At 48.5% G+C, this 13,876-nt stretch carries 13 protein-coding genes; 3 read left to right on the plus strand and 10 right to left on the minus strand.

What is annotated here, in order from left to right; all coding sequences use genetic code 11:
* Window positions 1-27 precede the first annotated feature (27 nt).
* The 3 genes from efp to accC all read left to right on the plus strand — a co-directional run bounded on the left by efp (window position 28) and on the right by accC (window position 2,702).
* Window positions 28-594, plus strand: coding sequence for an elongation factor P (gene efp / locus K7B07_RS05660; protein WP_223708142.1), 567 nt, complete (start codon window positions 28-30; stop codon window positions 592-594).
* 185 nt (window positions 595-779) lie between these two features.
* A complete protein-coding gene (accB, locus tag K7B07_RS05665) occupies window positions 780-1,256 on the plus strand; it encodes an acetyl-CoA carboxylase biotin carboxyl carrier protein (protein WP_223708143.1) in 477 nt (158 codons plus the stop codon).
* Window positions 1,257-1,361: 105 nt separating this feature from the next.
* Entirely contained in the window at window positions 1,362-2,702 is a 1,341-nt protein-coding gene (gene accC, locus K7B07_RS05670) for an acetyl-CoA carboxylase biotin carboxylase subunit (protein ID WP_223708144.1), read from the plus strand.
* A gap of 48 nt (window positions 2,703-2,750) precedes the next feature.
* Here the strand turns inward: accC and K7B07_RS05675 are convergent, their stop codons facing one another.
* From K7B07_RS05675 to K7B07_RS05720, 10 genes are all read right to left on the minus strand, one after another.
* Window positions 2,751-3,839, minus strand: coding sequence for a lytic transglycosylase domain-containing protein (locus K7B07_RS05675; protein WP_223708145.1), 1,089 nt, complete (start codon window positions 3,837-3,839; stop codon window positions 2,751-2,753).
* Window positions 3,840-3,924: 85 nt separating this feature from the next.
* Window positions 3,925-5,538: a hypothetical protein gene (locus K7B07_RS05680; protein WP_223708146.1), complete on the minus strand. Its 1,614-nt coding sequence runs from the start codon at window positions 5,536-5,538 to the stop codon at window positions 3,925-3,927.
* A 91-nt stretch (window positions 5,539-5,629) separates the two neighbouring features.
* On the minus strand, window positions 5,630-6,964 hold the full coding sequence (locus K7B07_RS05685; RefSeq protein WP_223708147.1) for a DUF5458 family protein: 1,335 nt from the start codon (window positions 6,962-6,964) through the stop codon (window positions 5,630-5,632).
* A 21-nt stretch (window positions 6,965-6,985) separates the two neighbouring features.
* Window positions 6,986-7,471, minus strand: a complete 486-nt coding sequence (tssD, locus tag K7B07_RS05690) for a type VI secretion system tube protein TssD (protein WP_223708148.1) — start codon at window positions 7,469-7,471, stop codon at window positions 6,986-6,988.
* A 15-nt stretch (window positions 7,472-7,486) separates the two neighbouring features.
* Window positions 7,487-7,936, minus strand: coding sequence for a hypothetical protein (locus tag K7B07_RS05695; RefSeq protein ID WP_223708149.1), 450 nt, complete (start codon window positions 7,934-7,936; stop codon window positions 7,487-7,489).
* Between the two features lie 27 nt (window positions 7,937-7,963).
* Window positions 7,964-8,620 carry a hypothetical protein gene (locus tag K7B07_RS05700; RefSeq protein ID WP_223708150.1) on the minus strand — a complete coding sequence of 219 codons (657 nt, stop codon included), beginning with the start codon at window positions 8,618-8,620 and terminating at the stop codon, window positions 7,964-7,966.
* 11 nt (window positions 8,621-8,631) lie between these two features.
* Window positions 8,632-10,599 carry a hypothetical protein gene (locus tag K7B07_RS05705; protein ID WP_223708152.1) on the minus strand — a complete coding sequence of 656 codons (1,968 nt, stop codon included), beginning with the start codon at window positions 10,597-10,599 and terminating at the stop codon, window positions 8,632-8,634.
* Between the two features lie 13 nt (window positions 10,600-10,612).
* Entirely contained in the window at window positions 10,613-11,239 is a 627-nt protein-coding gene (locus tag K7B07_RS05710; protein ID WP_223708153.1) for a PAAR domain-containing protein, read from the minus strand.
* A 10-nt stretch (window positions 11,240-11,249) separates the two neighbouring features.
* The gene (locus K7B07_RS05715) at window positions 11,250-11,861 is read right to left on the minus strand and encodes a DUF4123 domain-containing protein (RefSeq protein ID WP_223708155.1); all 612 of its coding nucleotides are present in this window, start codon (window positions 11,859-11,861) and stop codon (window positions 11,250-11,252) included.
* A 6-nt stretch (window positions 11,862-11,867) separates the two neighbouring features.
* Window positions 11,868-13,781 (minus strand): phage baseplate assembly protein V, encoded by a 1,914-nt coding sequence (locus K7B07_RS05720; RefSeq protein WP_223708156.1) that lies wholly within the window; start codon window positions 13,779-13,781, stop codon window positions 11,868-11,870.
* Window positions 13,782-13,876: the final 95 nt, after the last annotated feature.

The following is a 13,876-nucleotide window of genomic DNA, read 5'->3' on the forward strand; positions in this document are numbered from 1 at the left end:
TATCTTTGCCGCCTCAAAAAAAATTACATGGCAAATACAGCAGACATCAGCCGCGGCATGATCTTAAAGCTCGATGGCAATCTTTATTCAGTAGTAGAATTCGGCGAAAACAAAACAGCCCGTGCTGCAGCGAAGGTGTGGGCCAAGCTGAAAGGTGTGGACAACAGCCGTACCATTGAAAAGACATGGAACTCGGGTGATACCATCCATCCGGTTCGTGTTGAAAAAAGAGCCTACCAGTACCTGTACCAGGATGAGACCGGCTACAACTTCATGGACAATACCACCTTTGAGCAGATCAGCATTGCCGAGAGCCTGATCGATGCCCCCCAGTTCCTCAAAGAAGGACAGGAAGTGGCCATTGCCATCAACACAGAAACAGAACTGCCGGTAAGCGTGGAGCTGCCCGATAAAATTGTAATGCTGGTAACTTATACAGAGCCCGGTCTTAAAGGGGATACTGCTACCCGCACCCTGAAACCTGCAACAGTTGAAACCGGAGCTACGGTAAATGTTCCTTTATTTGTAAATGAAGGAGAACTGATCCGCGTAAATACCAAAACAGGTGAATACGTTGAGCGCGTAAAGGAATAATTCAAAATATCGCTGAAAAATGGCTTAAATCACCCGATTTTAAGCCATTTTTCGTATAAATTGTGGTGTTTTGCTGAATATTACACAGAAATGCTATTGAAATGTTTACCTTAGCTTTTCTCATTTATGAATTTTCTATTAACTAAAGAAAATCGGACCCCAAACTATTTAAATCTTGAAGAAATATGGACTTTAAGCAAATCCAGGAGTTAATCAAAATGGTTAACAAATCCAATATTGGCGAATTGAGTATTGAACAAAAAGATTTCAAAATCACCATCCGTCAGAAAGAAGAGCAGATCACCCAGGTGGTTGCCGCCGCCCCCGTGCTTGCCCAGCCCCAGGTGCCTGCAGTATTGCCTGCACAAGCAGCGCCAGCGGCTCCCGCAGCTGCTTCCAAGACGGCTGAACTGCCCTCGAATACGATCACCGTTAAAAGTCCTATGATCGGTACTTTTTACAGAAGACCGGCACCCGATAAATCCAACTTTGTTGAAGAAGGCGATATCCTTACCCCCGGGAAAGTGATCTGTGTTATTGAGGCCATGAAACTCTTCAACGAAATTGAAAGCGAAGTAAGTGGTAAAATAATAAAAGTACTGGTAGACGATGCCTCTCCGGTTGAATTTGACCAGCCGTTGTTCCTTGTAGAACCCGCTTAATTTACCCGTCATCCAATTCGGGGCATTGAAAACGGCGTTGCCGTATCCTGCCAGCCGGATTGGTTTATTTTTCTTTATCAATCATCCAATTATCAACGACGTTCGATGTTTAAAAAAATATTAATTGCGAACAGAGGTGAGATCGCCCTTCGTGTTATCCGGACCTGCAGGGAAATGGGCATCCAGACGGTGGCCGTTTATTCCACCGCAGACAGCGAAAGCCTCCATGTTAAATTCGCAGACGAAGCGGTTTGTATCGGAAGACCGGCCAGCGTAGACTCCTATTTAAATGTACCCAATATTATGGCTGCGGTGGAGATCACCAATGCAGATGCTGTACATCCGGGATATGGCTTTCTCGCTGAAAATGCCAAGTTCGCCAATATCTGTAATGAGAATGGGATCAAATTTATAGGACCCACCGCCGAAATGATCAACAAAATGGGCGACAAGGTTACTGCAAAAGAAACCATGATCAAGGCCGGCGTACCCGTAGTTCCGGGGGGTGAAGGACTGCTGCAAAGTCTGGACCAGGCGAAGGTTGTGGCGAAAGAGATCGGCTACCCGGTGATCCTGAAAGCAACAGCCGGTGGTGGTGGTAAAGGCATGCGCATTGTATGGGAAGACGCAGAAATGGAACGGGCCTATGATACCGCAAAAGCGGAAGCGGCTGCTTCTTTTAAAAACGATGGGATCTACATGGAGAAATTCGTGGAAGAACCCCGCCACATCGAGATCCAGGTGGCCGGCGACCAGTATGGCACCATTTGCCATCTCAGTGAGCGTGATTGCTCTATTCAGCGCCGCCATCAGAAGCTGGTGGAAGAGTCCCCCTCCCCGTTTATGACCGATGAACTGCGGCATGCCATGGGTGAGGCTGCAAAAAAAGCTGCGGGTGCCATCGGCTATGAAAGCGTGGGTACCATCGAATTCCTGGTGGATAAACACCGGAATTTTTATTTCATGGAAATGAATACCCGTATCCAGGTAGAGCATTGTGTAACAGAAGAGGTGATCAATTTTGACCTGATCAAGGAACAGATAAAGATTGCAATGGGTGAAAAAGTATCCGGAGCCGACTATATCCCCCAGATGCATGCGATCGAATGCCGCATCAATGCGGAAGATCCCTATAATGACTTCCGCCCCTCTCCCGGAAAGATCACCAACCTGCATGTTCCCGGCGGACATGGGGTACGGGTAGACAGTCATGTGTACGCAGGGTACACCATCCCTCCTTATTATGATTCCATGATCGGGAAATTGATCACCGTGGCCCGTACGCGTAACGAAGCCATCGATACCATGTACCGTGCACTGAGTGAATATGTGATCGAGGGGATCAAGACCACCATTCCCTTCCACCTGCAATTAATGCAGAACGAAGATTTCCGGAGCGGTAATTTCAATACCAAATTCATGGAAAGCTTTGTAATGAAAAAATAACTGAATTATTCAGCAATAAGGACCGCAGCATTTTTTGTTGCGGTTTTTTTATTTCCCATATACAAGGTTCTTCAGCAAAACGTCGATCCGCTTTTGAGCAAGCAGGTCCGTCAGTAATATCCCCTTCTCTTTATTGGTATCCAGCAGTGTCACATCATGATCATAGCCCAGTTTAAAATATACACGGTCATCGATGATCCAGCCCTGCACGCCAAACTTATAACCCTTGTAAGAAAGCCCTTTCCGTGCTGTCTGCAGATCCTCATCCAGTTCCACTTCCACAATATCCCCGTCCTGGAAATTCTTTATCTTCCCCTGCACATGCGCCATTACATATTCCTCCCGGACTACGGTTTCTTTCTTATCAGCGTTTTTTGCCACTTCCTTTTCGATCTCCTGTAATACATCCGGGTCGTTGACCACTTTCAGATCCTTTTGGGAAGGCTGTGTCCGCGGGCCGGATTTTGGATTAAAAATATTATAGCCAAATTTGGAATTGTAAAGCTCCGGGTATTCGAACAACTCTTTTACAGCAATGATCTTATATACATACAAAGCCGTCTCGGGATTTAGCCGCATTGTAAAATAGTTGTACCCCTGTGCTTTTACTGCTTTTACAATATTACCGATACCAAAGTTATAGGCGGCAATGGTAAGCGGCCAGTTGGTCCTTCCCACAAACCTGATCAGCATATTGTAATTGTCCTTTATAAGCGTGCAGGCCAGCCGGGTGGCTTTGTCAAAGTTCTGCCGCTCATCCCGGGTCTCATCAATTACAAGGCCATAACTGCGCGCAGTAGCCGGCATGATCTGCCAGATGCCCTTTGCTCCCACCGCGGATTCCTCTTCCGTAAGAAAGCCGCTTTCCACAATAGGCAGGTATTTTAGATCCCGGTGAAGACCATAGGCTGCCAGATACCGCTCTACGAGCGGGAAATAAGCAAAGGCCCGCTTCCGCAGCGCAGGAAAATTGACCACGTTCACCTGCTTCTTAATGGTATTGACCAGCTTATCCTGTATGAACTGCTGATCCATCGGCACCTGTTCCCCGCAAAAAGTAACAATGTGCTGTGCCGCTGCGGAGACCGGGATAAAAAATACCAGCGCTGTTATTATATGTTTTTTATAAGTTTTCAATACGATGCTGTTTAAAGCGTACTGTATTTAAAGGGGTGCCGCTCTGTGATCCGGCAAATGAGTACAGACATTCCCGTACCCGAACTTATTTGCCGGTGTGTTTCTTTGTTTTCTTTTTCCCCTGCACCTCCGGTCCGTTGTTTTGGTTCGAAGGTTCTTTTTTTACTGATATTTGTACCTTCGCCAGTTCCTTATTGTAATCGCTGCCCGGTATAACGATACTGGCGGAGCCTTTTTCCTTCCGGCGTTCATCGATAAACAATACCAGGCTTTCATTATTAACCATATTGGGAGAGCGCGTTACAAACACCACATACTGTGTTGTTTTCGGCCGCACCAGCGGGAAAAAACTGATATAGGTAAGATAACTCCCTTTTACCATCATCTTTGCCTGCTCGGCCGCATCATACCAGTAGATATAGGTCCGGCCCATTAAAAAATCTTCGTCCGTTTTATTCTCGATCTTCAGTTTATAGTATGTATGCACATCCTTAAATACGATGTTCTCCAGTGAAATGGCAACCCCTTTATTGATCGGTTTATCGGCCGGTATATTGAGTTTTTCAGTGATATCCGTATGCAGCAATGAATCCGATATCCTGAAATTCCGCAGGGTATCTGCTGCTATATAAAAATCGGAGTTTACGGTAGCCACCTGTTCTCTCGGGAAATTATACAGGTCGATCCCCCGCTTTCCGTACCGCTGCCACAGGCCGGCTTCCGAGTAGGCTTTATCCGCTTCCTTTTTCCTGTTCTCTGCCTCAAGTCTTGCCAGGCGTTCCTGCGCCTCCTTACGGGCTGCTTCTTTCCGCGCCAGGTCCTCCGCGATTCGCTTACGTTTTTCCTCCTCCTCTTTTTTCTTCTTTGCCAATTGCTCCTGCCGCCGTTGTTCTTTCTCCTGTGCTTCCTGCTGCGCTTTTGCCAGGGCTTCAGCATCCTGTTTTTCCTTTAGTTCTTTTTGTTTTTTTTCATCCTGTTCTTTCTGTAAAGCCAGGGTCTTCGCGTCTTTCTGTGCCTGTTCTTCAGCAGCTTTCTGTGCCGCCGCTTCCTTTTCCTGAGCCAGTTTTAATTGCCGTTCCTGCTCCCCGGCTTCTTTCCGGGCCTGTTCCAGTGCCGCCTGCTGTTGTTTTGCCGGCTTTTCTGTTTCCGGTGCAGGCCCTTTTGCAATAGCCGTTTCTCCGGCCCTTTGTTGTGTTGCCAATGCCTCCTCCCTGCGCGCAGTGGTTGCTTCTTTTTGTCGCGCCCGCTCCTGAACCAGCTCTTCCTCCGGTGCGGCTTCTGCAGGTGTTTTCTGATTCTTTACAAATGCTTTCAGGTCTTTAAGACTGGAATGATCATACCACAACGGGGGGCGGCTGTCGTCATTGATATCATAAGCCGAATCGAACAGCAGCCGGAACATATGACTGCGGCCGCCTTCATTTACCAGCAGACCAGTGGTTGGGCCGCTGCTTTTTTCTTTATTGAACTGAATGGAAATGGACCGCTCCTCTCTCCGTTTGGGTATATAAAAATCATAAGCCGCTTCATCAGAAAAGTTAATATTAACCACCTTATCCGGGAAGTTAATAATGGTAATGCTTTCACGTCCGACAATGATCTTTTCCCCATTGATGTTCTGGGAACTGGTATGCGCATAATAAACGAAGCAGCACAACGTGATAAGAAAACATTTTTTTAAATAACCGGAAGTATACATGCTTTGAGAGTTGAGATTCTGAAATTGAGATTCGAGAGTTGCGTCCCGATAGTTATCGGGATGAGAGTTGAGAATAGCAATCAGCTGATAGCTACGAGTCATCATAATCCGTATCCCAGCTGTTGCCGCCATCATTCTTTTGCCCCTCCATTTTGATCAGAAAATTCTTGGCCGGGAAATAGGGCTTCATGAAAATATCAAGATGAATGTTATCTTTTTTTACGGCATCCTGTTCAAACCGCCGGATCGTAAAATTCTCCACCAGTTTACGGGGGCCTGAAATGCTGTCCAGGAACATCACCAGCTGCGTCATCAGCTCGCGCCGGGTATTCGCATTAAAATTTTCAAATGCACGGCGGTTCAGGAAGTCGATCAGTACTTTGGTCACATAATCAAATACACGCACCACCGAGTAGGTCTGAAGCCCCATATTGTCGCCTGAGAACAACGTTTTTGCGGAAAAAGCAATAACGGATCCCTGTTCCTTTACCATCGGGATCAGACTCATTTTCTCCAGGTTGGCGACCTCGCTTTTTTTCAGTTCAAAAGCCACTCCGTTCACTCCCTTAAGCATCCCGAATTTTTTCCCCGCTGCCACCTGGCTCATCTGTATGTGATACAGTTTTCCCGCCAGGGCCGCCGAGGGGGGCATATAAAGATCTTCTTCCTCTATGTTCACATATCTTCCACGTGCGATCAGCCAGTTACAGGTCATCATTACGCTTGACAGAAATTTTTCACCCCCTGCGTGTTGTACACGGTCAAACAGTTCCATCACATCATCCGGCTCATCAAGATGCTCAAAGTCCGTCACCAGCATTACCTTGTTCTCATGTGCCAGCTTTGCCCAGGTGTCTACGATCACCTTAGCTCCAAGGTATCCGGGAACAACGAGCAGACTGTAATGATCCCGCAGATCCAGGCGGTCGTAGTTCTTCTTAAGTTCCTCCCGGACAAAATCAATAAAGACCGGGTGCTCTGTTTCTTTCAGCTGCTCCAGGCCGGCATTCACAAAAGAAATATTGGACAGGATATCTTTTTCTGTATTCATAAAGAAGGCGGTCACAGCACGGTATGCCCTTTCCAGTGTTCTTGTCTGGTTCAGGATATGCGCCAGGCCATTTTCATAAATACGCTGCAGGTCCGCCAGCTCTTTTTCACAATCAGTTATCACCGATGTATCATCGTCTGCTGCACCCAGCAGCACCTCCCAGAGCTGCAGCCGATTCAGCAGCTGCCTCCGCTCCCGCCGGAAATCATTCTCCTGTATAAAAACAGCACGGCGCGCCTCGTGTTCCTGATCCAGGTAGGACACACCTTCAATAAGCCCGGCAAGCAATAAGAACAGCTCACCGGAAAACGGTTCCCCACCCGTAACTGCTGCAGACCGGTCCGGCTCATTCTGATGTACTGTATTGCCTGTCATATACGTTGATCTTCAAAATTTTTAATCGGGGATAAAGGAACTGACACCATTTCCCGACGGGCTGTCGCTTCCGGCTCCTGCGGAGCTACGCTGTTGTGCGCTACCGGATCCTGCATTGCCCCAGAACCGGGATTTATCAAACGCCTCCCCGTCTATCTCCATTTTGCTGCAGGAGATCAGAAGACCTATGGTCATCGGGTTTTCGCCGGAGCCGGTGAAGGTCTCCGAATAGTTCAAACAATACCCGTTCGAGAACTGCACCCTTCGCATGGCGGCTTTTGTATCCCGCTTCATGAAAATAAGCTCTCCCTCCTGTGTCATGGTGGGTGAAAGCATCCATTTGATAAAAGTCGTATCCAGTGAGGATTCCAGGGTAAGGCTGATCAATCCGCCATCCGTTCCTACCCGTGGTTTTCCATACTGGTCCGCTGATTTCTTAAAATCATACGCGGCGCTTAATACATTGTAGGTTTTACCCGATATTTTTAAAATAGCATAGAAAGACATAGTGCATATTTTTAATTATGAATATGGTTCTAAAAAGGCGATCATTTTTTTTACAGCGGCATGCAGCGCTTTTCTTTTTTCAGCATTCGCCAGGGTTTGCAGCAGCGCCGGATCTGTTTTCAGTGCTTTCAGCAGCAGTAAAAGTTCCTGCTGCCGGGAACGTATACCGCTCAGACAGGCACTTTGCTCCGAAAGCTGCCCGGGAGCAAAATCTTCCAGGTTCCGGAAACGAAAGGTTTCACTAACCATTTCTTCTTTTTCATTTTCAATCTTTACGGTCATTTCCGGCCGGTAATGATTAAAGAGCATCTCCGGGTCTTTGAGTCCGTGCACCGCTTCCGGCTTCAGTGGAGGCTGATCGGTGAGCTGTAGTACAAAAAGCGTACGATTGGGCGCGATCTCCGCCACCGTTTCCGTCAGCTGCTGCTCCCCATTCCAGCTGTTGTTGTAAAACTCATCTGCCATCTTTAAACATTTTTCTGTTAAGCGGCATTACCGCACCCATCCGGGCAGGTATACCGAAGGCATGGAAAGCACGGTAGTTCCGGTTGTTACATAATCTGCTGCACCGGCCGTCTTCAACCGTTCCATCGCCTGGTGGATGCATTGCGTGGGCCGCTGTTCCTGCGGATGCCAGGTGTAGGGATCCCTGATGGAAACCTGCACCCGAAGCAGAAATACCGAGCCCCGCCGCTGTGCCCGCAGGAAATAAGCCCGCTCTTCTGTTTCCCGGTTGTCATACGGGTTATAATCTCCTTCCAGCCGCCAGTGTACTTCATCAATATTACCGTTCGCATTCAGCCAGTCTTCCGAATCATAATCTCCCTGGCCGATAGGCGGCGGCGCCCCGTCATCCACTCCGCGCCCGATAATGCTGCCGGCATCTTCCTGCGGCCTTGCCTGCAGCTGGCGGCCGATCATTTCAAATATTTTGGTACGGATCCGGGCATTTGCATGGAACAGGTCTGCCAGCCGGGGCTCCGCATAATCCTGCCCGCCGCCGTTACGGTAATGCCAGAGATGCGCCCGCGCGTTGGGTTGGGGCGATATCCAGTCCCAGTAATTCATGATCGAATTATAGACCTGCTCATCCGTTGCTCCTGTGCAGATGGCCCGTGCTTTTAAATAATCTCCCAAACCGTCAAACATTTCAGTTTATTTTATGTTGCTGTCTTCCGGATCGCCGGCTCCGCCTCCGCCGACGGGCCGCTGCCGGACGCTCTGTATTCATTCTTCTCCAGATTAAAAAAATTTGCATTCCCCGTGCTCTCCATATAATCCAGGTATCCTGTCTCCCGGTCGATGGTATTCAATACCGGCCCGTATGCTTTTTTCAACATCAGGTTATGACTGTTATAAATAAAATACAGACTGTTCGCATCCTTATGTACCGGGTAGTTATTCTTGTTCAGAAAGCCCTTTATCCGGCTGAGCGCTTCATCAAATTGTTTGAGCGATGTTTTCAGGCCCGGTTCTTCCGGGGTTCCTTCATCAAAGTCGCCCAGGAAGTTTCCGGTAACCGATTTCAGCGGGGCAAAAGCGTTTTCTCCGGTAAGCTTTTTTAAAAAACCATTCATCCCATCCAGCGGCAGGTATTGCAACAGTTGGGCGTAGAATTTTTTCTTCGAAGGCATCATTGGCAGCAACAGTGCCGAAATAGCAGCGGCGATGCGGCCCTGGTCTTCGCCGGAAAGGGTGTTGTTTTTAAGATCCAGGTCCTGGTCTTTTGTAACGGCGCCGATATTGCTCCGGCAATTGCTGATCATTGTCACCGACTGGTCGTAAACCGCGCTATCGGCCGATTGCTGGGCTGTTCCGTTTTCCCCGGGTTGTTTTTGCTGCGCTGCCGCCGCCATCTTTGCCACGTTTTCAAGATAAGGATCAACACCCAGTTGTTCCACAGGCATTGTCTGCGGTGCATGGATCTTTTTTATACCGGTCTGTTCGATCAGCTTGTCGAAAGCCTGGTTCGTTGTTTCCGATCCCACAGCGAATAACCGGAGTGATGCAGTCAGTTTGTCGACAAGGGGACAAAGAAAATTCAGTATTTTCTCCTTCTTAATGCGCTGGGTATCCAGACTGGTGCCCTGGGCCGCGTTTTTCACCTCATCGATAAATTTCTCAAGCCGCTGTACTGATTGCCTGGGAACCTGGTCAAACCCCTGGAGCATCTGATCAAATTCCGGCAGGTCTCCGGGTTTTATAAGACCAGGAACCGCATCCACCAGTGTTTTTACCGCATTCACACATTCTCCGATCAGCCCCTCTACTTCTTCCTTAGCTTCTTTCAGTTTATTAAGATGTCCTTCGTTATCTTTTCCTGTTCCAAAGCCATCAATGCTCAGCAGTTTACCTAAAGCCGTCACCAGCCTTGTTTTCAGCTTGCCGGTAAAAACGGAAAGCGTATTTGAATTGCATTCCGCTATCACCCGGCGCAGGTCTTCATTCGGTTCAAAGTATTCGATAGCCTGTGCCGTAAGATCGAACCGGTTCCCAAAAGCATATTTTGTTCCTTTACCGCGAAAGGCACGCTGCTCGTCAAATGTGTGCTGATAACGGTACAACGGTGTAGCTACATATACTACTGATTTCACCCACCATTTATCCTTAAACGCTTCTTCTTTACTGAGCTCTTCAATGCATTCATTGGCCACATTCCCTCCCTGGCCCAGGCCTACGAAATGAAAGCAGGACCGGTAATCCGTCCAGGAAGCGGTCTTTGCTTTTATCTGGGCGGTCAGTTTCGCCGCTTCTTTTTTCCGTTCCGCGGCATCCTCGGCATCAAAATCAAAAACAAGTACCTCATTATCGATGTTCAGACGGTTGGAGAGCTCATTTTTCATCTTCTTCATATACGCATCCCAGTCGCTGTAATCCTTATAGTACGTGTATTCCTTATCACTTTTCTTTTCCGGCTCCTGCTCCTCCTTGAAAAACAGGCTCAGTCCGGGAATGCTGCCGGCCATCCCTTCCACTTTATCCACGGCGCCCTGCACAGCACCTGCAGCACCACCCAGCAGCTGATCCGCACCCAGTGCACCGGAAGGTTTATACCGTACCAGCACCAGCAGCTGCCGGATGTCGCTGAGTTCAAACTCCTGTTTTGTATCTGCACCGTTTGCGGGCATATTGCTTTCTTTGTTATTTTATAAAGGTCACTGCGCAGTCGGCCGTTGTATAGCCCTGCAATGGCTGGGTTTCCCCGTTGCTGTTTGTTTTTCCCTCATGGATCTTGCCATCACTGGTCCGGATCTCATATCGTTTTCCTGCAACGGCCTTCTGTGCTTCATCTTTCAGTGTGAACGTGGCGGTAAAATCCTCTTTTGTCGTTTTCTCTGCAACCGCTTCACCTTTTTCGGCGGCCGCTTTTAAGGCATTGCCATTCGCGATATCCTTTGCCTGGGCGGCGCCTGTTTTTCCTGCCATTCCCGCTCCTCCTCCGGCACCGGCAGCATCACCACCTCCACCTCCTCCGGTTTCGCCGATAAGCACTGTAAAGCATCCGAGTAGAATACTTCCTCCATGTGCCGTCATGTCGCCCATACGGGCAGCAGGTTTTCCTCCGATCAGTACGCCGGAGCTTCCCAGCGTGATGACGTCAGGTGGACCCGTGCACACACACATATCGCCCATCGTTGCAGCAGGCAATCCTCCGATCAGCACATTTGGCACTCCTGCCGGCAGCACCGGTCCTCCAACATGCGGCACCAGTGCGTTCACCATCGGACAAACATGCATATCTCCTACCCGTGCTGCTGGTTTTCCCATTGTTATTATTTTATTCAATAAAAAATCGCCGGCGTTTCGGTGCTTCCTCCTGCTGTGCGCCGGTCTCCGGTCTTGTAGTATCTTCCGGTATATTTCCGGGTGCTGCTGCTGCCGGCAACTGCCCGGTTTCTGCCGTTCCGTAGCTGATCGCGGATGCCGGTATGCGTTCGGATCGTAATTCATTATTCCGGCCGGGGAGCCACCGGTTGAGGTAGCCCCGATCCTCATGCTCGGTATAAAAACAATCGAAACAGTCAAAAAAAGCCAGCTGCTCTTTCCTGCTCCAGCCGCCAAACCCAGACAACAGCACCCGGGCATCCCATATACGAACATATACCGGCCGGGCTTCCTGCTCTTTATAGAAGAGCGACTGCAGGAAGGCGACAACCGCTTCCGTGGATTCCTGCGTTTCAAAAAAGATGCAATGATTCAGCCGGACCAGTGCATTTTTCTCTCGCAGGGAATATACCTCCTTATCCATTTCAAAAAGATAGGGTGCAGCATCCCATATCCGCTCATCATCGGTTTGATAGAACAGCGACCTGTAGCGGGGATAGCGCTGAAGTAACCGGATCAGTGTATATTCGCCATTCAGAGCGGTATCATAACATAACAAATGCACGGCAGCTTAATTTATTTTTACGAGGGCCCCTGTTAAAGAAGTCACACCATCGCCTTTCAGATCCAGCATGGCCCCTGCCAGTTTTGCCTGGGCCTCTCCTTTCAGATCCAGCGAGGCACTGGCATCCACTTTAATCTCGGTACCGGAAAGCTCCGCCGCCAGCTTACTTTCCAGCTTTAGCTTATCGTCTGCTTTTACATTGATGGTAGTGGCATTCAGGCTGATCTCACCCGCACTCATACTGATCGACCGGTCGGCTTTGATATTGATGTTTCCGTTTGAAGTAATGTCGATCACACTGCCGTCCTTCTGCATATCGATTTTAAGGATCACATTACCTCCGCTCTTTATACCGCAGGTAGCGCGGCCCTTATCCCCGTCAAGGAACAATACCGAAAAATTATCATCATCATTACCGCTGGTTATTTTGATGATCTTCTGTTCTTTGTTCTTCAGCATATAAAGGCGGTTTCCAATTTCATTATCAAAATCATCGGCCAGTATCATTTCGCCTTTGTCATCGTCCATCTCCAGCCTTCTTCCGGTTTTTGTCCCGATCCGTTTTATATGATTGCCTTTTTCCGGTATTTCCGGCTTGTGTTTTTCCGTATAAAGCGCACCGGCCACATAAGGCCGTTCTGCATTGTTATCGGTAAAATGCACCATTACCTCATCATCGATCTCCGGAAGAAACCGGAATCCTTTACTGCCGCCGGCATGTGGCACCACCATTGGTATCCACGGGCTTTTTTCATCTTCTTTCATCCAGGGAAATTTTATTTTTACCCGGGCCATACCGGCATCATCTTCATTGTCGGTAACGACGCCTACCTGCGATACGGCCTTTGGAAAAACAGCGGCATCCGCATATGGCGGCACTTCCGCTTCCAGCGGGATCGCGGTAAAATGGTTGTTATAATGATCTGCCTGTAATGCTTCGTGATGGATCTGCGTGATAATAAAGCTTTTTCCCGCGGTATCATCCTGGTCTTTTATCTTTACGATCTTTCCAACAGACAATTTATTGTTTCGCGTGGTGCCGGTGATGGCGGCGGCTGATGTATACCGGGAATGCTGGTCGATGCGAAAAAAATGATCCATCATTTCCTGGTTAAAACCCGATGCCAGGAAATCATCGCCACGGGCTTCCAGGGCCTTTTTACCGGCATCTTCCGCAGCCTGAACGATGGAACTATCGGGCACTTTTTCTTCTTTTTCCGAACGGATGATCTCACCTTTATAACTATCGGTACCTACAACCGCTTTGGGGTTCCGCAACACATGGGCATGAATATTCAGATTCGAAACATCATCCGGCGCCCTCAGTTCAACCGGCTGTCCATCGGGTTTCTTTCCGAATACGAGATGCGCTCCGTCATAGAACATCCATTCACCAAAACGCACGGCGAGAGAAGTGGTAAAATCGAACAGGGTCTGCCCATACTGTACCGTATAATGCAGCAGGCGCGTATACTGCGGTTCCTTTTTCACGGCCGGTTTCAGATCAGAATCCTTATAAGCCTTGTCGAGGATACCGGAAATGGACTGTTTATAAAAGGAATGGAATTCCGGTATTTTATCCACCTTACAAAAAAGACCGGAGCCTTTGATCCGGAATTCATAATTGCGTTCATCGATAAGCGCCGAGTTCACCGATTCGATGATCCCTTTGAACTGGTGACAGGAAGTATCGCTGCTGTCCTTGAAATCGATCTGCAGCTCCCGGCCCAGAACGGCTTTCTTAAAATCAATGATCGCATCCAGTGTTCCATGATCATCGTCTGCCCGCATGGAAAATGAAAAAGCGTTTACATTTACGAACGCTTCATCCAGGAAGAGATTGGAGAAGACAACCGGCTGGTTGTTGCGGTATCCCTGTATAACGATCTCGGTTTTGCTCAGAATGGCATCATTTGACATGTGTTATTATTTAAGCCGGCTTTAAGCAGATGAAATGCATGTTCACGCTAGGTCAGGCTGGGGCCAGATCGGTCGGAAACACCTACCTGCCTGCC

Origin of the sequence: Niabella beijingensis (assembly GCF_020034665.1) — a bacterium.
GTDB classification, from domain to species: Bacteria; Bacteroidota; Bacteroidia; order Chitinophagales; family Chitinophagaceae; genus Niabella; species Niabella beijingensis.

Bases quoted from the DNA above. Each gene is read 5' to 3' on its own strand.
- efp (WP_223708142.1), top strand. From the start codon at position 28: ATGGCAAATACAGCAGACATCAGCCGCGGCATGATCTTAAAGCTCGAT.
- accB (WP_223708143.1), top strand. From the start codon at position 780: ATGGACTTTAAGCAAATCCAGGAGTTAATCAAAATGGTTAACAAATCC.
- accC (WP_223708144.1), top strand. From the start codon at position 1,362: ATGTTTAAAAAAATATTAATTGCGAACAGAGGTGAGATCGCCCTTCGT.
- K7B07_RS05680 (WP_223708146.1), bottom strand. From the start codon at position 5,538: ATGTATACTTCCGGTTATTTAAAAAAATGTTTTCTTATCACGTTGTGC.
- K7B07_RS05685 (WP_223708147.1), bottom strand. From the start codon at position 6,964: ATGACAGGCAATACAGTACATCAGAATGAGCCGGACCGGTCTGCAGCA.
- tssD (WP_223708148.1), bottom strand. From the start codon at position 7,471: ATGTCTTTCTATGCTATTTTAAAAATATCGGGTAAAACCTACAATGTA.
- K7B07_RS05695 (WP_223708149.1), bottom strand. From the start codon at position 7,936: ATGGCAGATGAGTTTTACAACAACAGCTGGAATGGGGAGCAGCAGCTG.
- K7B07_RS05700 (WP_223708150.1), bottom strand. From the start codon at position 8,620: ATGTTTGACGGTTTGGGAGATTATTTAAAAGCACGGGCCATCTGCACA.
- K7B07_RS05705 (WP_223708152.1), bottom strand. From the start codon at position 10,599: ATGCCCGCAAACGGTGCAGATACAAAACAGGAGTTTGAACTCAGCGAC.
- K7B07_RS05710 (WP_223708153.1), bottom strand. From the start codon at position 11,239: ATGGGAAAACCAGCAGCACGGGTAGGAGATATGCATGTTTGTCCGATG.
- K7B07_RS05720 (WP_223708156.1), bottom strand. From the start codon at position 13,781: ATGTCAAATGATGCCATTCTGAGCAAAACCGAGATCGTTATACAGGGA.